Below are 21,889 nucleotides of genomic sequence, written 5' to 3'. Positions count from 1 at the left end.
GGGCGTGACGACGTTGTACCTGACGGTTGGCCTGCCCGGGGCCGGAAAGACCACGAGAGCCCGACAGCTGGCCAAGGAGCACAACGCGCTGCGGCTGACGCCGGATGAGTGGATGCTCCCACTGTTCGGTGATCCGCAGCCGGCCGGAAAGCGTGATGTGCTGGAAGGACGGCTGCTCTGGCTGGGGCTGCAGGCCCTGAGGCTGGGAACGAACGTGGTCCTGGACTTCGGATGCTGGTCCCGTGACGAGCGGTCCGCGATCCGTTGGCTGGTGATGTCCGTGGGCGCATCCTGTCAGCTCGTGTACGTGCCGGTGGACCATGAGACGCAACAGGCTCGGATCGCCCATCGCCAGTCGACCACCCCTGATCAGACCTTCGTGATGAGCGAGACGGACCTCGTGCACTGGAGGACGCTGTTCGAGGAGCCCGACGCCACGGAACTCGACGGACATGAGGTAGGAGGTCCGCCTCCTGGGTGGCCAGGATGGCCGGAGTGGGCCGCCGACAGGTGGCCATCACTCGCGTGACTGTCCGGCCAGTCTTGGTGTTGCCCAGTAACGCAGCCGTGCCAGGAGAGCGCCCGGCCCGGAAAGATCCGCCGGACAGGCCCTAGTACGCGGCCTTGCCTACGGCGCCGGCACAGCAGTGATGGGCCTGCTTGCCTACTGGGTACAGCAGTACCTCTGAAGGGACAACGAGCGACAGTAAACCCCCGAAAGGGAACGCGGCGGCGTCTCGTGGTAGTCGGTGCGGTCGAAGGTCGCGGCCTTGTACGGGTGCCGAACTCCTCAGCCTGCCCGAGGAGCTTGGCGACTCGATGGCAGCAGCGCGAAGAACGGTGCCGTGGGCATCGGACGTACCGGCAGGGTGCGGGCGATGCGATGACTTCAGGGGTGGGTTACAAGCTTCGTGATCGGCCCGGCGACCCTGGTGAGAGTCCACCGCAGTGCTCGTGACCGGTAGGTATGGCGCCGGCGCCTGTGGATCGGCCGCCAGGTGACCCCCGACCGGGTCTCCTGCTGGACCGTGTCATCGTGTTGCTGACGGCGGCTCGGGCGCCGGACCCCGCTCAGGCCCGGCGGAGTCCTCGTAGGACGGAGGGGGGAGGGGCGGGCTGATGCCCCTCCCCGACAGGAAGTTCTCCACCCGCCGCATCGCGGGAAGGAAGTGGTCCGGGTCCCGGGCGGCTGCACTCGAATACACCGCCCGGCATTCCTCGGCGTGGGCGCGGGCCCGGTCCGGTGCCCCGCATCGCTCGGCGAGGTCGGCTGCTTCTTCCAGTAGAAAGCCGAAGTGATGGGCGTAGACCGAGGCATGGATTCCGGCGAGGGCGCGGTAGGTGTCCAGCGCCTCCTCGGAGAAACCCAGGCCGTCCTTGTGACGGCCCGCCCTCGCGACGGCCTGTCCGGCGAGGTGGAGGAGCATCGCCCGGCGGTGGCACAGGGCGGGATCCCCTGAGACCGCCTCCGGGGGCAGATGTTCGAGCGCGCTGCGTACCGTCGCCAGCGTGTCGTCGACTGGCTGGACGGTCCAATACTCGAGCATCGCGAAGTTGAACAGGGCTTCGCTCAGCGTGTCCGGATCGTCGACTTCTGCCGCACTCATCGCATCCACCGTGGCTGCGGCGACGTACAGCCCTTCGCTGAGCCGGCGGGAGCCCATCAGGATTTTGGTGAGCGCGGACAACACCTCGTGGCCGTCCGGCGGGACTGCCGACGAGAGCAGGGCGTCCTGGGCATGGCCGTACAGTTGGGCGAACTGAGGGTTCGGCCAGCGCGGTGCGTGATCGGCGCAGCTTTGGATGGCCAATACGAGCGAGCGGGCTAGGGCGTGCCACTGCGCAGTCCTGCTGTCGCTCAGTAGCTCGATCCGCATGGGCAGCACTCGCCCCACGAACCTGCGGGCGGCGATGAGGTTGTTGTTCCGCAGCTGGACGTGGCCCGCTTCTTCTATGGCGTCCGCGAGGCGGGGTCGGTAGGCGGCCGGGTTCTCTTTGGCTAACTTGGTATAGATCTTGGTGGCGTTGTCGAGGTGTGGTGTCCCGAGCGGGGCGGATTGGCCCCTGACGGTGCGGGCGTGAAGGTTGGCCAGTGCGTCCGCGAGTGTCGGCAACGCCTTGGAATCTTCTTTCACGAGTTGCTCGAGCAGCTCCACTGAGCGTCGTGTCACGGAGAGGGCTTCTTCGTACTCGCCCGCGTTCTCGAGGCGGGCCCCCAGGTTGTAGAGGGACATGGCGTATTCGCGGCCGTGCAGAGCCGGGTTGAGCTGGGCGTACTTCTTGCGGATGGCGGCAGCCGAGCGGATGTGCAGCAGCGATTCGTCGTGCCGGCCGAGGTCGGCCAGATCGGAGCTGATGTTGTTGTGGATATAGGCGAGTGTGTTGTCCACCGGGTAGCGTTCCCGGTCGATGATCGCCTCACAGAGCGCTTGCGCTTCGTCGTTCGCTACGACGGCCTCGGCGTACCGATGGAGGTGACCGAGCCACAATGCCTGGCCCTTGACAAGGTTTGCGAGTAGGTAGCGGTGCTTGTCGCCGTCGTCAGGCTGCGTGCGTACGAGTTCGACCGCCTCCTCGGCGGCGACGAGCGCGTCCTCGTGGCGCCCGCTGTCCCCAAGGTTGAGGGCCAGTGTCTCCAAGGCGAGCGGGAGCGCCGAACCGTCGTCGGGGACGCCGGCCTCGCGCAGCAACGCCACTGCCCGGGAGGCGATTTCCGCTCCCTCGCGATATTGGCCCCGGGAATGTTGGACGTGTGCTGAGCCGATGAGCGCCTCCGCGCGTGCCACGCGGGCCCGCGCGTAGCCTTCACTGCCCTGGATCGCGTCGAGGATCTCTCTGCCTCCGGGCCCGTTCTCGTAGATGAGGTAGGAGACAGACCCGTCCCACTTGTTGGAACCCAGCCGCTCGCCGTAGCGCTCCAGCAGGGCTTTGATGCCCGAGGCGTCCGGGCGGTGATCGCTCAGCGTGCGCTCGTACTCCTCACTCGCCCGCTCCAAGGTCTCAGTGACATCCTGGGCCTGCGCGACGCGTCCCGCGGCGAGGAGCCGGGTGGCGAGTCGTTGGAGCAGATGGATCTTCTCCGCCGCGCCACTTGCCTCCGCGAGCGACCGGGCCGTGAGGACGGTGGTGAGTGACGCCATGCCGGAATCGAGGTCGGGATGCTGGGTGAGGGGGAACTCGTTCTCCACCGTGCCGAGCAGCCCGGTGTCGATGTCGTCCATGCGCGCGAGGAGTTCGAGGACCGCGTTGCCTGCGCTTACGGCACGGCGGGGCTCGGCGCGCAGCAGCGGATAGAGGACGCCGTGCCGTACGTGCGGCCACCGTTCAGCAGCTGTGGCGAGGAAGACGAGCCCTCGATCGACGGATGAGGGATGCTCCGTGATCAGGTGGGTGGCCGTCGTGGGCGCCCACGCCTGGGCGGGGTAGCCGGTTGTGTGGCCGGGGAGGGTGAGGGCGAGGAAGTCTTCCGCGAGACGGTCGGGGTAGAGGGGCTCGAGCGTGGTGCCGGGGACCGGTGGCGGGTAGCAGAAGGTGTGATCGCGCAGAGCCGTCGCGGGCTGCGTGAGGCCCGCCGCGCCGAGCAGCCTCTCGCCCTCGTCGGGCGGGCGGTGACCGCTAAGAACGGCGGCGAAGACAGCCCGGTTCATCTCTGCGCGCGTGGTCCGGTAACCATGGTCCGCTGCCGTCTCGCCGTCGGCATGGAGGCGTTCCCAGTGCAGTTGCTCGCGATTGAGTAGATAGCGGGTGAGGCCAGCAGCGTCGGCGGGCGGGCGCTCCCCGCGCACGGCGGCGTCCACCGCGACGAGGGCCGCGAGGTGGAGGGAAAGGGTGAGGCCGAACTCCTCGGTGTCCAGTGGCCCGGGCGGCGGTACGGCGGCGACGTCGGGGCGTTCGTAGAGGGCGGCGAAAGTGGCACGGGCGGCGGCGAACATCTCGGCGCGGGGGTCCTGGCGCAAAGGGACGCCCGGAGCCTGTGGGACGCCCGTGAGTGGGGCCTCACCCTTCGCGTCCTCGCCCGGCAGACGCTCGGGCCGGGACCCGACAGGTAAGGACCCCAGTGCGACGGATTCGGTCCGGGCTTCGTACGGGTCGAGCATGCCCTCGACGGCGGGCCAGGAGTCCGCACCGCGGGCGAGAAAGAGAACGCGTGTGCGGCCGGTGTGCAGGAGCCGGTTCTTGAAGAGCCAGGTCAGGTGCTGGAACCGCCAGCGGTCCGCGTAGTCCACGAGGAGCAGCAGTCCGGGTTTACCGGTCAGTGACATGTCCTGGCTTCCGGGCTCCAGCAACTCGGCGTCGGGGCCGTGGAAGGCGTGCGCCACGCGCCACCCGGCCGAGGCCGTCTCCCGGGCGAAGCACGCGGCCAGTCGGCTCTTGCCCTGGCCGCCGGGCCCGTGCATCCAGCGAACGGCTCGCTCGGGCCCGCCGTCCCGCCAGCCGCGCAGCTGCTCCAGTTCATCGACGCGCCCGGTGAACGGCACCGTTTCCCGGCGGGCGTTGAGCATCCGGCTGGGCAGCTCTCGCAGCCACAGGGGGTCCGCTTCAACCGGCTCGTGCCAGTTCGCCAGGAGGTAGAGGGGCATGCCGTTCGCGAAGACATGGAGGTCGGCGTGCTGCACGCCGTAGCCGAAGCCTCCTACCGTCCGGATCTCCTGGTACCAGGAGATGGGCACTTCGCCCGGTCCGCTCACTCCTTCGGAGCCTTCGGCTCTGCCTGGGCCTGATGAATGTGTATCTGGCCGTCCTGCACGTTGTAGGACGTGGCCTTACCGCTCGTTGTGTTGAACTGCTTGTAGACGACCTGCCGTTGCTTCTCGCTGAGCAGGGGCGTCAGGTCCTCCTCCAGTACCGCGTGCAAGGCGGGAGCCATCTCCTCGTGACGTCGGAGGACCCGGCCCAGAGTGCCCTGCCACTCTGCGACAAGCTGGTTCTCGGCCGCTTCGTCGCCTTGATCGCGCGCCCGGCGCACGTCGCGGTGGAGCAGTTCCAGGTCCTGCGCGATCTCTTCCGCCTCCCCGGGCCGGAACCGGCGCCACAGGCCGGTCACCGCCTCTGTCGCCCGGGTCCACGTGTCGGTGGCCATCGCACCGACGAGAGCCGTGGCCGCCGCAGCGGCCAGCACTGACAGTTCCATCCCCGAACCCCCTCGGCGCCCGGCGCCCCGGACGGGGCGGGCAGCGGCGCCTTTGCTGTGTGAGGGTTTTGTCCCGGACCGTGTGACAGCAAACCGCATACACAACAACTAGTCCTACCTACAGCCCAGTTCGACAAAGGTCACATCCCGCATCTCCCGGCGCGCGAGCGCTTCGGCGCCCGCGCGGGTGAGCCGACAGCGGCGTACGTATCCGACAGCGGCATGCCCGCTGGCGCGGAGAACACATCCGGCGCCGGCGGGCACGCAGAAGACGCCGCGCTGAGGGCCTGGGCAGAAGCGGCTCGGTCGCCGCGTGCTGATTGCTGAAAGCCTTCGGCCTGCCCGGTTCAAAGATGGGTTCTGAGTGACACCGGGATGGGCTTCTCCCAGGCGCTCCACGATCGCCGCGGCCGGCGCCTCGCCGACCTGGTGCACCGGTGACCTTGATCTTCCTCCGCACCAAGCAAGCCGACGCCGCCCGCCTCACTCAGCGGACCACCGTCGACCTTGGCCTTCCCCGCCCCCGCACCGAGCAGAACTGACCCAGACCGACCCATTGGTGCCGACGGAGCGCCTACCCTGCCGGAATGCGCTACCTGGCTGAACCCTTCGCCCTCGCTGCCCTGAAACGTGGGCGGTCGATTGAGCACTCCAGCTTGCAGTAATCGACGACGCTCACAGCGCCTTGGCCATCGCTGAAGAGATGATCGACGCCGACCGCACGAGGTGGGTCAACGAAGGAATTGCCGGCGCCGAATACAAGGACTACGTGCGCGCCGGACGCCCCGCCACGTTCATCAGGGACTCGGCACGGGCGAACGCCTGCTCCGACTGACCCCAACCGTTTGCGGCGAGAAGCGCCCTCGCGCGGGCCGATGATAGCGACGAGTACACGATGGTCGGCCGGGGCTCGTGGCCGAGGTCGAGGCGGGCACTACGAGGCACGCCACGGTGGCGGTCACTCGACTTCGTTGAGGGGGCGGGGTGACCGGATTCGAACCGGCGTCCTCGCGATTTTGGAGACCGCGCGCGACAACCATCTGCGCTACACCCCGCCCTGCGGTGGAGGGTAGCTGTGTCAGTCGCGGGCCGGCACTCGGCCCGCGATGTTCGCGAGCAGGTACCGGGCGAGTTCGGCGTCCGGTTCGTGCCCGTCGCGCACGTCACGAGGTGCCCAGTAGCGCGCCGGTGGGATCCGAGCGCGGCGAGTTTGTACTACCAGGCATCCTCGTCCGGGTCCCCTGCTCGATGTCAGTGGCCTGCGGGATCATCATTACGGCGTTCGGGCTCTGCCGGACGACAAGGGCTGAGGGGGACAAGGTGTCGCAGGAACTCTTCTTTGAAACCGTCCGCAACGAACACTACTCATACATGAGGCTGAATCGCGCGGCCATCAACGAGCTTCGCACCGCCTCATCCGCCGGCGGTGACGAAGAGGCTGCGCACAGTCTCATCGACCTGCTGATCGACGACTTGCCCCAAGACACCGAGCACGACGGACTGATGGACAACTCCGATACGGGAGCGGTCATACGGTGCCTCAAAGCCGTTCTGCGCCGCCTCGGTATCACATTCGAAGTCCCCTTTCACGACAAGCAGGGCTACCACTCGTTCCTGATGGAGCACAACAGAGGCCTCAACACTGACCTGACCAGGGTTTTCGCCCCGGCACGCGCAGCACTGGAACGACGCGAGCAGACCACCTTCACCGGAGGCTTGCGGGGGTTGCGCGGTGAGTTGCGCAACCTCATCTTCGCCGCCACGCAGAAGCCAGAGATCGTCTGGAGGGACGTCGCGCGTGGGGTCATCGAGATCACGAAGAACAAGGACCACTGCCTGCTGTATGACCGGCCAGTGGGAGCCGCAGGCCTCACCTGGAGCGCACTCAGCAAGTGGTGGCACCTCCAGGACGGCATGTACGGGATGTCAGAGCATCTCAGGCTGCAGGCGCTTCGGAAGCGGCTGAGGGGCTCCCTTAACACCCCGGAGCAGTTGTTGTTGGACACGTACTGGGAGCATGCAACGCAGCGAGGTTTTGGTGACTCTCCTGCTCTGCTGCCACAGGTGTATCTCCATTACGACCCCTTGGCGCAGCATCAGCGAAACCAACGGGCGGAGGGCAAGGTGCTGATGCGTCAGCGGATGGACTTCTTGATGCTCGCTTCCGGCGGTCGCCGATACGTCCTCGAGCTGGACGGGAGGGAACACTACTCGCGTGACGGGAAGGCCGCGCCAGACCTCTACGCCGAAATGGTACGAGAAGACCGGCGGATTCGTCTTCAGGGGTACGAGGTGTACCGCTTTGGGGGCGCCGAGTTCGCAAATCCAGAGGCCGCCAAAGTCATGCTGAGTGAGTTCTTCGACCAGTTGCTGGCTCCATAACTCCTACCCTATAAGTTTAGCCCTGGTCTATGACGCAGGCATCGTCGCCCATTCGGCCCGCCCCCCCGGGCACGGGTGAGAGCCCTCGTTCGAGGAGGCCCGCATAGAGCTTTCACCGACTCTGGAGCGTTTCAGGCGTGGAATGGGACTGGGCGCCGTGACAGGTGTTTGTCACGGCGCCCAGTCCTCGCGAATTTACGGGTGGGGTGTCAGCTGATGGCCTTGTAGCCGGTGAATTCTTCGGATGCCACGATGGTGGGGCCCATGCCGGTGGCGGTCATGTCGTGGAAGAGCCTGAGGCGGCCGGAGCTGGGGGTGGTGGCCCACAGGTCGAGCTTGCCGTTGTTGTCGGCGTCGGGGGCTGCGGTGAACAGGGGCACGGTGGTGGTGCTGAAGTTGTTGCCGATGGCGGTGCGGTCGGTGACGCTGATGTCGTAGCCGGCGTCGTTCTCCTTGCCGTGGAAGACGTAGAGTCCGCCGGTGTCGGCTCGGTCGTAGCGCGCGACGAGGTCGGGCTGTCCGTCGCCGTTCCAGTCGCCGGGGGCGGCGAGGGTGACTTCATTGACGGTGGAGACGCCGTCGGAGATGGGGTCGTCGGGTCCTGCGAGCAGGACGGGGGCGGTGCCGGAGTCGAGGCGGTTGTCGTTGCTGCCGTAGTAGAGCCAGATGAACTTGCCGTCGTTGACGATGAGGTCGGGGTAGCTTTCGGTGTCGGTTACACCGTCGTTGTCGAGGTCGAGGGGACCGTCGACGTCACCGACGGCCAGGATCTGCTTGGCGCCGTTCTCCCAGTGGTTGTTGGCCGGGTCATAGACCGTGAGTTCCTGGCGGTCGCTGCTGGTTCCGGTTCCTTCGCAGTCGGTGCAGGCGAATCCGAAGCCGTTGTTGGGGTGGAGCCACAGGCGGTCGGTGTCGGTGTCGGCGTCGTGGCGAAGGGCGATGAGGTCTTCGTATCCGTCGCCGGTCCAGTCGCCGCGGTGGGTGATCTGTGTGTCGTTCCAGGTGGAGTTGGAGGCGGGGGTTGCGGCGTCCTTGACGGTGCCGTCGCCGGCTCCGTAGACGCGGTGCAGGGTGCCCTCGGCGTCGGTGGCCCAGAGGTCGGCGTTGCCGTCGCCGTTGATGTCTCCCGGCTTGTCCTTCTGCTTGAGGCCGTTGGCGTAGAAGAGGTAGTCGGCGGTGTCGGAGCGGTTGCCGGCCTTGTCCAGGCTGCGGGCGTACAGGTCGTTGGTGCCGGATGCGGTCGGTGTGAACTTCACTGCGACGCTGCCGCCGGCCGAGGTGGGGGAGGCGGTGCGGACGGTGGGGTCGGTGTCGGTCCAGTACTCGTACTTGGTGACGTCGCTGACGCCGCCGCTGGCGAGGGTGAAGGTGCCTTCGGTGCGCACGGAGCCGGTGACGACGGGCCAGCCGTTGCTGCCGTCGGGGAACTGGCTGGAGTTGATGGCGGGCGGTGTGCTGGGCCGGTTGGGGTCGAAGACGAAGCGGCAGCCGGCGGCGCCGAGGGTGGGGGTCCAGTCCGAGGTGGCTTTGCCGTCGTCGGCCTGGGCCTTCCAGGAGAAGTTGCCGCTCGCGGTCGATATGTACGGGCTCAGAGTGTCCTTGGGGACCTTGATTCTGGCGACGGTGCCGGAGGTGACGGAGACGGTTTTGTTGAAGAAGACGCCGGGGCCGTCGTCGTGGTGACCGGTTGCCCACAGGTGGAAGCGGGCGGTGAGGTTTCCGCCGTCCTTGTCGCTGATCTTCGCGGTGAGGTAGATGTCGGTGTTGCCGATGAGCCCGTAGGGCGCCACGTCACCGCAGCCCGCGCTGTTCTTGGTGGAGGGCACCGTGTCCAGGCTGCTCGGGTCGCTGGGTACGGTGTTGTACTCGGTCGACATCACGGCGGACTTCGCGTCGAACTTCTTCCACCCGTAGACGTCCGACTCGTTGCTGGCGGCCATCTCCAGGCTGATGGTGTTCCACTTGCTCGATGCCGCGTCCTTCGCACCCTTGGTGACGTCGAAGGCCAAGTTTCCGGCCGGGCAGTCACCGCTCCAGCCCTTGGAGTCGTTGACCGTGTCCATCTCCTCGCGGCGGTCGGGCCGGTTGTTCCACGTGGTGGACGACCCGATCGTGGCGGTGCGCCACATCTCGACAGGCTTGGACGTGCACGACCACGACCACGTGTTCTTGATCCGGAACGTCGACTTGACGACCTGCTTGTTGGTGCTCCACAGGTTCGTGGTGTTCATGCGGAAGTAGGAACGCGCCAGCCCGTTCGTCACGTTCTCGTAGCCGACCCGCGCGGTGGTCGTGGTCTTGCCGTCCCACCCGGCACCGTTGAAGTACGAGGTGCCGGGGGTCTTCTTGTAGGCGATGGTCCACGAGTAACGCGAGCCCGACACATAAGGGTCGATGTAGACCGGGTAATGGGTGTCCGACCCGGTCAGCAACTCCGAATCCGGCGTCAGCTTGAGCGCGTCGTCGGTGACGTCCACGGGCATCTGAGCCTGCTGCGCGCCGGGGGCGGGCTCGAACTCGCCGGCCGTCCCATCTGCGGCCGGCGCGTCGGCCGCGGCCAGCCGGGCGGCGATCTGGTTGGTGGTGCTGTCCCACATGCGTGGCGTCGGCGCGGTGAAAAGCTCCTGACCGGCCGGGTTCTTGGCGCTGAGGTTGCCTGCGTCATCGGCGCTGACGTCGACGCCATTGGTGGACATCTTGTAGGTGATGTCCTTGAGCTCGGGGTTCGCCGCCGCCTCGGCGGTCTTGACCACCAGCAGCTGGCCAAAGCCCGAGGCACCGGCACGGAGTTTCAGGTCCACGTCCGGAAGGACGTCCGGGTAGGTGACGGTGTCACCGTCGACCTCTGCGGCGGGCAGGGAGGTGGGCCAGGTCAGTGAGATGCTCCGGCCATCACGCGTGATGGTGGCCAGCGGTCCTCCGCCCCCGCTGGAGAACTCCAGCCCCACTCCGGTCGCCTTCGGGCTGAGTGTTCCGTCCGCGTTCTTCACCAGGTCCGTGTCGATGTCGACGAGCTTGTTGCCCTTGCGCGCCCACTGCGCGGTCGCAAAACGGTCCTCTGTGAACGTGCCCGAGGGGTTGGCGAACACCTGAGAGGCCTCGGTGCGCTGGGACAGCACCTCGACCTGCTCCCCGCTGTCCTGTGCCTCGCTCAGCGCCTTGGTCTCCTCAGCGCTGAACCCCGGAACCGCGGTTCTCACCGAGTTCGTAGAGGCGGCCGCACCGGGCGCAATGGTGACGAGAGGGGTGATGAGGCCTGCCGCTATAGCAGCGACTCCAATCCGTATCGCTTTCCGGTCCCGTCTGTGGCGATGTCCCATTTCTCTCCCTTTTCGATATCTACACATCTTCGAGCGCACCATACAACCTGCCTTTTACCGTCGAAAGAACTGATCGGCAGAGAACCTCAGTCAAGGCGGCGCGCCGAAAGGGTGTGTTCCGGCGCTGCCGCCGGCTGCCACACGGTACGCGTTCGCACAGCTCACGGCGCACTCGGTGCGCGGCAGACGCTTGAAGCGCACAGAAGGTTGTACGCTCCAGCCTTCTTTTTTTCCGGCACCGCTTTGACCCTCAGTGAAAGTGGCCAACAGGGACCAAAATGGCCATCTGTGAAGAACGCGCATACCGCACATGTGCATTTATGTCCGCTACGGAATTATAAAGATTCCAGACGGCTCTTTCGCGATGCGTTCACCATGCATAGAGTTCCGAGGATTTTGTCTCTCATCAAGCGAGGGGGGTTAGGCATGAACCGACGAAGAAGACCCGGAGCAGCGCGCACACGTGCTCGCATGCGTGTGACAGCGGTGTCGCTCGCAGGATTCCTGCTCACCGGAGCACTGGCCGGACCGGTAGCTGCGGCCGCGGAACTCGAACTGCGCAAGCTGACCGACACCAAGCCAGTACCAACCGATCCGGTGAAGGCCAAGGGCCTCAACCCGGTCGACCACACGCGCGGCAAGGCGTACCGGCCGGACACCAAAGCGCGCTGGCCCAAGGCCGGCAAGACGCATCTGAAGGTCCCCGCACGAAACCACACGATGGACAACGGCCGGGCGGGCGACCTCCCCCTCGGCGCGGGCGCCTCTGCGACCAAGCACAAGCGCGCCGCAGTGACGCCCACGGGCGTGGACGTCCAGGTCCTGAGCCAGAAGGACAGCCACGCAGCCGGCGTGAACGGTGTCCTGATGGCGGTGCGCGGCACCTCCACCAAGAAGGCCGACAGCTCGGTCCGGCTGACGATTGACTACTCGTCCTTCGCCGGGATGTACGGCGGTGACTGGTCCTCGCGCCTGACGGCGTCGGTGCTGGACGACTGCGCACTGACCAGTCCGAAGGCCCACAAGTGCAAGCCGGGCACGCCGCTGAAGTCGACGAACGACCCCAAGGCGCAGAGCGTTTCCGCCGATGTCCCGTTGACGGCCGTGGCAGACGACGAGAGCGCTTCGGGGCTTCTCGCGCCCACGAAGAGCCAGACGTCGGCCACCGGTCTGACCGCCGCGGACGACGTGACCCTGGTGGCCCTGACCGCAGCCGCATCGGGCCCCACCGGCAACTACGGCGCCACGCCACTGTCACCGTCGGGCAGTTGGTCCGCCGGCGGCTCCTCGGGCGGCTTCGCCTGGAGCTACGACATGCCCACCCCGAGCGTGCCGGGCGACCTGACCCCCGACCTGGGTCTGTCCTACTCCTCACAGTCGATCGACGGCCGCACCGCCGCGACCAACAACCAGGCGAACTGGGTGGCCGACGGCTGGTCCCTGTCGCCCGGTTCGATCGAGCGCCGCTACGTCTCCTGCGAGGACGACAAGGACGGCGGCAACAACCCCTCGACCAAGGTCGGCGACCTGTGCTGGAAGAACGACAACGCCACCCTCAGCCTGGGCGGCGAGTCCAGCGAACTGGTCAAGGACGACAAGACCGGGGTGTGGAAGAAGAAGCAGGACGACGGCACCCGCATCGAGCGCTTCACCAACACCTCGCTCACCAACGGTGACAACGACGGCGAGTACTGGCGTGTCACTTCCTCCGACGGCACCATGTACTACTTCGGCCGCAACAAGATGGACGGCTGGGCCGACGGCAAAGACGTGACCAACTCCGTCTGGACCGTGCCCGTGTACGGCAACCACGACGGCGAGAAGTGCCACGCCTCCGCCTTCGCGGACTCCTGGTGCCAGCAGGCCTGGCGCTGGAACCTCGACGCGGTCGTCGACCCCCACGGCGATGCCATGGTCTATTACTGGGGCAAGGAGTCCAACTACTACCAGCGCAACATCGACAGCAGCTACAAGGGCACCATGACGCCCTACACCCGCGGCGGCTACCTCAAGCGCATCGAGTACGGCCTGCGCAGCGGCGCCTACTACGCCGACCCGGCCGCCAAGGCCGAGTTCACGGTCGCCGAACGGTGCCTGCCCACCGAGACCTTCGACTGCGCGACGGACAAGTTCACCAAGGACAACGCCAAGTACTGGCCGGACGTCCCGTTCGACAAGTACTGCACGTCCTCCTCGGCGTGTGAGGGCAACTCGTCCCCGTCCTACTTCACCCGCAAAAGACTGACCGGCGTCACCACCTACGCGCGCGATGACAAGGGACTGCAGAAGGTCGACACCTGGACCCTGCGTCACCAGTACCCCGCCACCGGCGACGGCACCGATCCGTCACTGTGGCTGGCCGGTATCACCCGCACCGGGCACGTCGGCGGCACCGACGTCAGCCTTCCCGAGGTGACCACGTCCGGCATCCAGCTTCCCAACCGTGTCGAGGGCGCCGTCGACGAGATCCCGCCCTACGTCCGCTACCGAGTCGCCGCCATCAAGAACGAGACCGGCTCCACGCTCGGCGTCACCTACTCGGAGCCCGACTGCACGGCCACGTCGCTGCCGACGCCGTCGTCGAACAGCAAGCGCTGCTACCCGGTGATCTGGTCACCACCGGACGCACCCGCCGCCGACTACAAGCCCTACCAGGACTGGTTCCACACCTACGTGGTCACCAAGATGCTGGAGTCCGACAACGTCGCGGGAGCGCCGACCAAGCGCACCGACTACCGCTACCTCGACGGAATGGCCTGGGGCAAGGACGACGACGAGTTCACCAAGGCCGACCAGCGCACCTGGGGCAACCGCCTCGGCTACGGCCGGGTGCAGACCCTCACCGGCGACCCTGCCGAAGGCAAACAGACCCTGAGCGAGACCCGCTACTTCCGCGGCATCGACGGAGCCAAGGTCGCCGACTCCACCGGCACCGAAATCACCGACCACGAATCGTTCGCCGGCCAAACCCGAGAAGAAGCCACCTACAACGGCGACGGCGGCGCCCTCGTGGAGGCCACCAGCTACACCCCCTGGCACTCCGCCGCAGTGGCCACCCGCTCACGTACAGCCGACAAACTGCCCGAGGTGAACGCCTGGCAGACCGGCGTAAAGGAAGACCAGACCCGCACCACCGTCTCCGGCGTCAGCGCCCCGCAACTGACCAAGACCACCCGCACCTTCGACTCCTACGGAATGGTCGACTCCGTCTCCGAGACCGGAGACACCGCCAAATCCGGCGACGAGCAGTGCACCACCACCAGCTACACCCGCAACACCACCAAGAACCTGCTCAATCTCGTCGCTGAGACCAAGTCCGTCGCTAAGCCCTGCGGCACCACGCCGAGCCTGCCCGACGACCTGATCTCCGCCAGCCGCACCTACTACGACAACGCCACGACCCTGACCACCGCCCCGACCAAGGGCGACGCCACCAGGGAAGATGAGCAGGACGCAGACGGCACCGGCTACCTCACCACCGCCACCAGCAAGTACGACGCCTACGGCCGACAGACCCAGTCCACCGACGCCGAAGGCGCCACGACCAACGTCACCTTCACCCCGACCACCGGACGCGCCCCGACCGAGACGACAACGACCAACGCCCTCGGGCACACCAGCAAAGAGATCACCGAACCGCTGCGCGGCCTGACCACAGCCACCATCGACGCCAACGGCAAGCGCGCCGACATGGACTACGACGCGCTCGGCCACGTCACCAAGACCTGGGACGCCGGCTGGCCCAAGGCCGATCACGCCACCCAGCCCACGGCCCAGACCACCTACGCCATCACCCGCACCAAGCCCACCGTCGTCACCACCAAGACCCTTAACTCCTCAGGCGCGTACGACACCTCGTACGTCTTCTACGACGGCCTGATGCGCCAGCGGGAGACCCAGTCCGCGGCGATCGGCGCCAGCACCGCAAAGATCGTCACCGAGAACCTCTACGACACCCGCGGCCTGGCCTGGAAGAGCTACAGCGCTTACTACGCCAGCGGCGCCCCGTCGGCCACCCTGGTCACGGGCGACGACACCAAGGTCCCCGCCGCGAACGAGAACCGCTTCGACGGCGCCGGACGGACCACCGCCTCACTCGCTCTGCGCTTCGGCGACGAGACCCGGCGCACCACGACCGAGTACGGCGGTGACCGCACCACCGTCATCCCGCCCCAGGGAGGCACCGCCACCACTACCGTCGTCGACGCCCTCGGCCGCACCAGCGAGAAGCGCGAATACACCGACGCCGCACGCACCAAGTACCTGACCACCAGCTACACCTACGAGCCCCGCGGCAACCTCGACAAGATCACAGGCCCCGAAGACACCGTCTGGGCCTGGAAATACGACCACCGCGACCGCGAGACCAAGTCCGTCGACCCGGACAAGGGGACCAGCACCACCACCTACGACGACGACGATCGTCCCCTCACCAGCACCGACGCCCGCAACATCACTCTGACCAACAAGTACGACGACCTCGGCCGCACCACCGAACTCAAGCAGGGCGACACCGTGCGCGCCGCCTGGTCCTACGACACCGTCGCCAAGGGCCAGCTCGCCTCCGACACCCGCTACATCGACGGCCAGGCCTACACCAACAGCATCGACACCTACGACAACCGCTACCAGGTCACCAAGTCGACCAGCACCCTGCCCGCCGGCGCGGGAAGCCTTGCCGGAAGCTACAGCTGGACCTTCGGATACAACACCTACACCGGCGCCCAGGAATGGACCCTCAACCCCGCTCTCGGCAACCTTCCCTCCGAGCGCGTCACCACCGTCTACGGCGAGGGCAACCTCCCCATCAAAACCACCGCGGGAGCGGTCACCCTCGTCAACACCGTCAACTACGACGTCTTCGGCCGCGCCGGCCGCACCGAGTACGGCGTCCTTGGCCGCAAGGTCTACGACGACCGCGTCTTTGACGAACACACCGGTCAGCTCACCCAGCGCACCATCTCCGGCGACGTCGCCCTGCGCATCGACGACACCCGGTACGGCTATGACCCCGCCGGCAACGTCACCCGTATCGCCGAGACCGGCGGCCAAGACGCCGCCACCACCTACGACACCCAGTGCTTCGCCACGGACGCCCTGCAGCGCATGACCGAAGCCTGGACCGCCAAGGACCACGCGGACACCTGCACCAGCGCACCCAACTCGAGCACCGTGGGAGGCCCGGACTCCTACTGGCAGAGCTACAAGTACGACGACTCCGGCCAGCGCACCAGCCTCGTCCAGCACGCCACCACCACCGGCGCGGACACCATCAACCGCACCTACAAGCCCGCAGAGACCACCGCGGCCAACCCGCACGCTCACGCCCTGGGCAGCATCACCACCACGGGCGGCGACGACCCCGGCACCGAGACCTACACCTACGACGACGCCGGCAACACCGCCACCCGCACCGGAGGCGACCACCCGCAGAACCTCGTCTGGGACGCGGAAGGACACCTGCAGAAGGTCACCGAGAACGGCAAGAGCACCGAGTACCTCTACGACGCCAACGGCAACCGGATGCTGACCAAGCAGACAGACGGATCCACAACCGCCTACCTCCCCGCCGGCAACGAACTGACCATCACCAGCACCGGAGCCAAGCAAGCCACCCGCTACTACACCCACAACGGCGAAAACATCGCCGTACGCAACGCATCCGGATTCCAGTTCCTCTTCGCCGACCAGAAGGGCACCGCACTCCTCGCCGTCGCCTTCGGAACCGGCCAGGCCGTAACCCGCCGCAAGCAACTCCCCTTCGGCAGCGCACGCACCAACACCGGATCGACCGCATGGCCCGGCGACCGCGGCTTCCTCAGCGGAACCAGCGACCCCACCGGATACACCCACCTCGGAGCCCGCGAATACGACCCCCAAACCGGAAGATTCCTCTCCGTCGACCCACTCTTCACCACCGACGACCCGGCCCAGCACAACGCCTACCAGTACGCCAACAACAACCCCGTCACCTTCTCCGACCCCACCGGTGAGGCCTACCCAGAGTGCCGCTCCGGCCAGTACAACTGCTCGACCGGGAAGAGTACGGCCGACGTCACCAAGGTTGAATTCGGTAAGAACTACGAATCGATCACACGAAACCAGGGCGGAAAACCGTCCAAGAACTACTACACGCAACAAGCCACAGGAAAGAAGTACACCTACGTCAAGGGAAAGGGTGTAACCAAGTACACCAGTTCTCAGCTCAGCGCCGGAGAAAAGCTACAGAAGCAGCGCGAGGCCGAGTACAAAAGATACATAGCCTGGGTTAAGGCGGAACGAAAGAAGGCTGAAGCTCAGGCCGAATCGAATGCGAAGGATGAAGGATTCTGGGGAGGCCTCAGAAGCAAAGTGAGCGAAACCGTCGGCAGTGCTTCCTGGTGGCGACATAAGGGCGTTGACGTTGGAATAGGTGTCTTGGCCACAGTAGGTACCGCGGCGTGTATCGCGTCCGTAGTTTGCGGTGGTGGGCTATTTATCGTGGGAGCATCGGCTCTTTTCGTAACCGGAATTGGTGCCCACATGGCGGTGGCGTCTCCTCAGGAGCGTCAACGAGGAGGAGCTCAGTACCTGACTAGAACGGCGAAGGCGGAGGGGAAGGGCATATTTTTCGGTGCTACTTTTGGCAGAGGTGCCTTCGGGGCAATGAGGAATGGTGCAAAGCAAGGGACTACGGGCGCTGGTCTGACTACAAGGCAGGGGTCTGATCCACTCTTCGCAGGCATAGCTCCACGCGACTATGGCGCCATGGGGGACAGGTTGCTTAGTCACCTGAAGAGCCTCTGGTAAAGAGTTTTGCAGGAGGGGTGTTGCGGGAATCTCGCGTTTCTCTGCAACACCCCTCCGGCTCTGGCCGAATGCTATGTGTCCGCAAATTTTTGCCCAGAAAGCGTGCGGCTTGTCGGTTGAGTGGCACGGTGAAGCTGGGCAACTTGCTCTACGGGAATTAGGGTCGGGTACAATGCAATCGGCCATCTTCTACTTTCGAGTTTCTGGGTGGATCCAAATGAAGTGTCGAGTAAGGGGTTAAGTTATGCACGAAGTTCGCCCTTCCGGTGAAGAGCATGATTCGCAGGCGTATTATAGTGACCTAAGGCGTGATCGCAGTAACGTCCGGCAAGCGCTGCGGGTGAGTCGCTTCGGGGCGCACGTAGGTCTTTTTGTGACGATAGTCGCAGTGGCTGTTACCTCTTACTTTGCTGACCCCTTGTGGGGCGGAGTTGTAGGCGGATTCTTCGCAGTATGGTTTGGCGTTGCCACTATATTCATTTTCGCTGCAGGGGGAAGGGGGGTAAATCTGCTGGCCCGCGCCTACGTGGCAACATTTGGGTGGGGTGATTACGTGACTCCTTAGATTTTCGCTGTTCTTCCCTTCGATTCCTCGCTGCCGGGGCCCTACCGAAGCTGTTCGTGGCGCGCGTGCCGTTCGGGATCGGTTGGCCATGTCTTGCGTCACGAGGACCATTGCTTCGCTCTTGCCCCAGACTGCATCTTTGCGCAAAGCGAATTGCCCGTAGCAGCCCGTACGAGCGCAGCGCGGCGAGCTTGGTCTCCCGCGCTTCTGGCATGGTCCCTGGGCGAAGGAAGCGCCGGGGAAGGACGCGTCGGGCCTGCTGCTCGGCGCCCGTGCATTTGGTGCCGGGACCCGGACTCGAACTGCTCCCTGCATCCGCGGGGATGGTCGGCAGGCCGAGGAGTTCGGTCTACTGATGGGCGCCTGCTTCTCACGGTGGTCTGTGTCGTTACCAGCGGATGTCGAGTTGATCGAGGTCCGTCCGCCTCTGGGCGGTGAGTTTGTCAGCCCGCCTGCGTACGTTGGCGAGCCACATGCCCAACGCGACCGGCACACCGGCTGCGTCCCGCTCCGCTTCCAGCGCTCCACGCCCGGCTTCCTCTAGAGGCACGAGCTCTGTGTGCTTCCGGGGTACCTGTAGATGCCCCTCTCGCGCGTGGAAGCGTTGTGCGGCGGTCAGGTTGAGGGTCCACTTGTCGTCCTGGGTGCGTCGTACCGGCCGCTCGTCCTGCGAGGCCTCCTCGATCCCGAGCACTGACTCGAGCAGCCACTGCTGCGCCGGTCCGAGCTTGTCCCACCCCAACCGCTGCGCCTGTACCCACGCCCCGAGGTCTTCGCCCTGCACGACCAGCACCCCGGACCCGCTGTGGGGGAGTGTTCCTCCGTCGTCGAGGTGGTTCTTGGCCAGCCGGTAGTAGCGTTGCCAGCCGGTGTCCCAAACCGGGCACCAGCCGGGGTCGATGGCGTCGAGGGCGTCCTGACGGCTCTCCGACAGCCCCCACCCGCCCGGAGGCACGGGCATGCTTTGTTCGTGCGCTGCGGCGGCCTCTACGGCCTGCCTGGCCGCCGCCCGCATGTTCTTCAGCCATGCCCCGATCGGGAACCCGCCCGCTGTCACCGCGCTCACCGGCGCGAGGAGGTGCCCGTGCTCGTCAGCCCACGCCCGCGCGACAGTGAGGCCTTCTCCGAAGGCGTGGTCGTGGGCGTTCCACACCATGCCCAGCGCGTCGAGCTGCCGGACCCGCTCGCCTGGGAGGATCTCGGCGTTGTAGGCCTTACGCTGGTCCGCCAGCCACACCCCGAGCGGGAACCCGGCTGGCGCCCAGTCATCTGGTGTCACGTAGCGGTACGGCGCCTTCAGCAGCTCGCCACCGGTCTCCTTGAGATATTGCAGGCAGGCGGCGATGCCGCGCCGCCAGTAGACCTTCTCCGGGTCGATGACCCGCAACTGGATAAACCGGGCGAGTAGGGCAGGATCGCGCGGTCTGGAGAACCGCAGCAACGCCGCCGCCAGCCTACTCACCACCGGCCGGCCGTCCCCACGGCCGCCGTCGGCTCCCTGGCCCTCACCGTCGTCACCCTCGGACTCCGCGATGCCGTGGCCGTTCTGCCCTACGCCGCCCGCGCTGTGCTCGTCCCGGCGCGCGACGCCGCTCTCACCCGCAACACCGCGCGCGCCCGCGACACCATCCGCGACACCACCCTCGGTGTCGCCACCGGCCACCTCGATCGCCTCGCCCCGACCGCCTCCAGCACTCCAACTGCCGCTGCGCACACGGGAGTCGGCGAGTGCCTCGATCGTCTCCGTGTCGTGTGCTCGCAGGGCGGACAGCACCTTGGTCAGGCTGCTGTATGCCCACGAGGTGAGCATCTCCGAGGGATTCTCACCCGGCCGCACAAATACCGGAACGATCAATGTGGCGAGTTTCCCCTCACCAGGTCGGATACGCAAAGCACGGCCGACCATCTGCACAATATCGACCATGGAACCACGCGTGTCCATAAACGCGACCGCGTCGCACCGTGCGGTATCAACCCCGTCACCCAGTACTTTGACCGACGCCAATACCCGCACCGCTGCCTTCACCGCACGCCCCTGCGTGTGGGGCAGGAGATCGGCAGCGAACTCGGCGAGCACGGCCTGGCGGTGGGCGGGGGAGTGCTCCCCAGACAGCCACTGCGCCCACACTCGCTCAGGCGCCGGGAACCGGCCAGGATCACCGGCATGCAGCTGCTCAGCGACGGCCGGCACTCCGGCCGCCATAGCCTCCGCCTCCGAAACACGGCTGTGGAAAGTCAGGATCCTGCGCAGCTTCTCGTCCGCGGCCGCCGTCAACAGCCCCGTCTGCAGGGCCGCCAACCTCGCACCCCGCACGCGGTCGGTACCCAACGGCGCGTCTTGGAGGGCCCGGTAGAGGTCTTCGTCCTCGATCTCGACACATACGACCTGGTAGGGGGCGACGATGCCACGGCGGATGGCTTCGGAGAGCTTCAGCTCGAACGCCACCGGCCCGAACACCGCACTGTCCCGGTCCATCGACGCCACCATCCGAGGCGCTTCACCACCGGCCTCCCACACCCGCGGCGTCGCCGTACATATACAAACGACGTCGCGCAGGAGCCTCCTGCTGATCATGTACCGCAGCCCAGGGCTTCCCCGCATCCCCGGAGGTGCGGTGCGCCTCGTCGACGACGACCAAGTCCCACACGCCGACGCCGGCCGCGTGAGCCCTCTGCAGGGTGCGCAGACCCAGCGGCGCGTAGGTGGCGAACACCGTGACCTGATCCACGCCACGCAGCCACAACCGCAGTTCCACATCACTGGTCGTACACGCCCTTCCCTGACTGCCCGCAGCAGGCAGCGAACACACCCCAAGGAAGGCACCACCACGCCCGTCGGCCCGCCACGCGGCGGCAGTCTGGAGCAGCAGGTCCAGCGTCGGTACTAACACCAACACCCGCCGTGCCTTCAGCCGGCAGGCCGCTTCCACCGCCATCAGCGTCTTCCCCGACCCTGTCGCGGACACGACCTGCGCCCGCAATCCCTGCGACGGCATCTCTCCATCGGCTGGTTCCTGAAGTGTCCTCAGAATGCCGTCCACGGCCTCGACCTGATGCGGTAGAAGTTTCATTACTGCCATCTCCCGTTCCCGCGAAAGGTATCCTCGGCACGAATTGGAATAGACTGAAATCGTGACGCCGAGGCGTGAGGAACTTGGCGTCATTCCCGACTTGACACCGGGCCAGGGGGCCAGCCTCTAGCCCATAATCTAGCTCACCAATCTTCATGACACACATGGTTGCATCGACGCCCGCTCAGGCTCGAGCAGTCCACCCGAGAGTGTGTATGCGACAGGCGCGGGCATCCGGCATGCAGGGAGGATCACATGTCGCAGCTGCCGAAGCATGAAGCGCCAGACTGGGCCAAACCAGGATCCAGCTGGGTTCCAAAGGTGTGCTGGCCCATGCTCTGCCTCACCGTTGCCCTACTGGTATGGCGCATCGTCGATGGAGGCAGCCCCGGAAAGATCATGGTCCCGGCCGGCACCGCCCTCGTATTCGTCTGTGTCCTGATCTCCAACCTTTCAACAAGACGACGCTCACAGAACGAAGACCCGCACCGCCCCCTGTAGCCAGCCGCTTTTACAGGGCCGCGCGGAGCGTGGCCCTGCCAGGCCGGATCGCGGAGCAATCCGAGCCGCCGGGCCGCGGAGCGGATCCGGCAGGCGTCACGGAGTGACGCCCAACTCCACGACGAAGTCG

At 66.2% G+C, this 21,889-nt stretch carries 9 protein-coding genes and 1 tRNA gene; 4 read left to right on the top strand and 6 right to left on the bottom strand.

Translation table 11 applies throughout. The features are described from left to right. Positions 1-4: 4 nt before the first annotated feature. Positions 5-529, top strand: coding sequence for an ATP-binding protein (locus tag K377_RS39365; RefSeq protein WP_111668461.1), 525 nt, complete (start codon positions 5-7; stop codon positions 527-529). A gap of 502 nt (positions 530-1,031) precedes the next feature. On the opposite strand, the gene K377_RS39360 is transcribed toward K377_RS39365, so the two are convergent. Together K377_RS39360 and K377_RS39355 are read right to left on the bottom strand one after the other, a co-directional pair. After that, positions 1,032-4,616 (bottom strand): tetratricopeptide repeat protein, encoded by a 3,585-nt coding sequence (locus K377_RS39360; protein WP_220093195.1) that lies wholly within the window; start codon positions 4,614-4,616, stop codon positions 1,032-1,034. A gap of 68 nt (positions 4,617-4,684) precedes the next feature. Beyond that, positions 4,685-5,131 (bottom strand): hypothetical protein, encoded by a 447-nt coding sequence (locus K377_RS39355; protein WP_146614831.1) that lies wholly within the window; start codon positions 5,129-5,131, stop codon positions 4,685-4,687. A 685-nt stretch (positions 5,132-5,816) separates the two neighbouring features. On the opposite strand from K377_RS39355, the gene K377_RS41915 reads away from it, so the two are divergent. Beyond that, complete coding sequence (locus tag K377_RS41915; protein ID WP_161195077.1) at positions 5,817-5,966, top strand: hypothetical protein; 150 nt, start codon at positions 5,817-5,819, stop codon at positions 5,964-5,966. Positions 5,967-6,110: 144 nt separating this feature from the next. Here the strand turns inward: K377_RS41915 and K377_RS39350 are convergent. Beyond that, a tRNA-Trp gene (locus K377_RS39350) sits at positions 6,111-6,186 on the bottom strand. A gap of 133 nt (positions 6,187-6,319) precedes the next feature. Here K377_RS39350 and K377_RS39345 point away from each other — a divergent pair. Continuing rightward, the gene (locus K377_RS39345; protein ID WP_258395307.1) at positions 6,320-7,513 is read left to right on the top strand and encodes a hypothetical protein; all 1,194 of its coding nucleotides are present in this window, start codon (positions 6,320-6,322) and stop codon (positions 7,511-7,513) included. A gap of 209 nt (positions 7,514-7,722) precedes the next feature. On the opposite strand, the gene K377_RS39340 is transcribed toward K377_RS39345, so the two are convergent. Further along, positions 7,723-10,713, bottom strand: coding sequence for an FG-GAP-like repeat-containing protein (locus K377_RS39340; RefSeq protein WP_258395306.1), 2,991 nt, complete (start codon positions 10,711-10,713; stop codon positions 7,723-7,725). A 591-nt stretch (positions 10,714-11,304) separates the two neighbouring features. On the opposite strand from K377_RS39340, the gene K377_RS42785 reads away from it, so the two are divergent. After that, positions 11,305-17,622 (top strand): RHS repeat-associated core domain-containing protein, encoded by a 6,318-nt coding sequence (locus K377_RS42785; protein WP_272920602.1) that lies wholly within the window; start codon positions 11,305-11,307, stop codon positions 17,620-17,622. Between the two features lie 953 nt (positions 17,623-18,575). Here the strand turns inward: K377_RS42785 and K377_RS39325 are convergent. Then, entirely contained in the window at positions 18,576-20,663 is a 2,088-nt protein-coding gene (locus K377_RS39325; protein ID WP_237551617.1) for a helicase associated domain-containing protein, read from the bottom strand. Between the two features lie 22 nt (positions 20,664-20,685). After that, positions 20,686-21,258, bottom strand: a complete 573-nt coding sequence (locus K377_RS42595; RefSeq protein WP_237551616.1) for a DEAD/DEAH box helicase family protein — start codon at positions 21,256-21,258, stop codon at positions 20,686-20,688. Positions 21,259-21,889 lie beyond the last annotated feature (631 nt).

Origin of the sequence: Streptomyces sp. PsTaAH-137 (assembly GCF_003259365.1) — a bacterium.
Lineage (GTDB): Bacteria > Actinomycetota > Actinomycetes > Streptomycetales > Streptomycetaceae > Streptomyces.
Note: the sequence above shows the minus strand (reverse complement) of the source record. Positions and strands in the feature narration are given on the sequence as shown.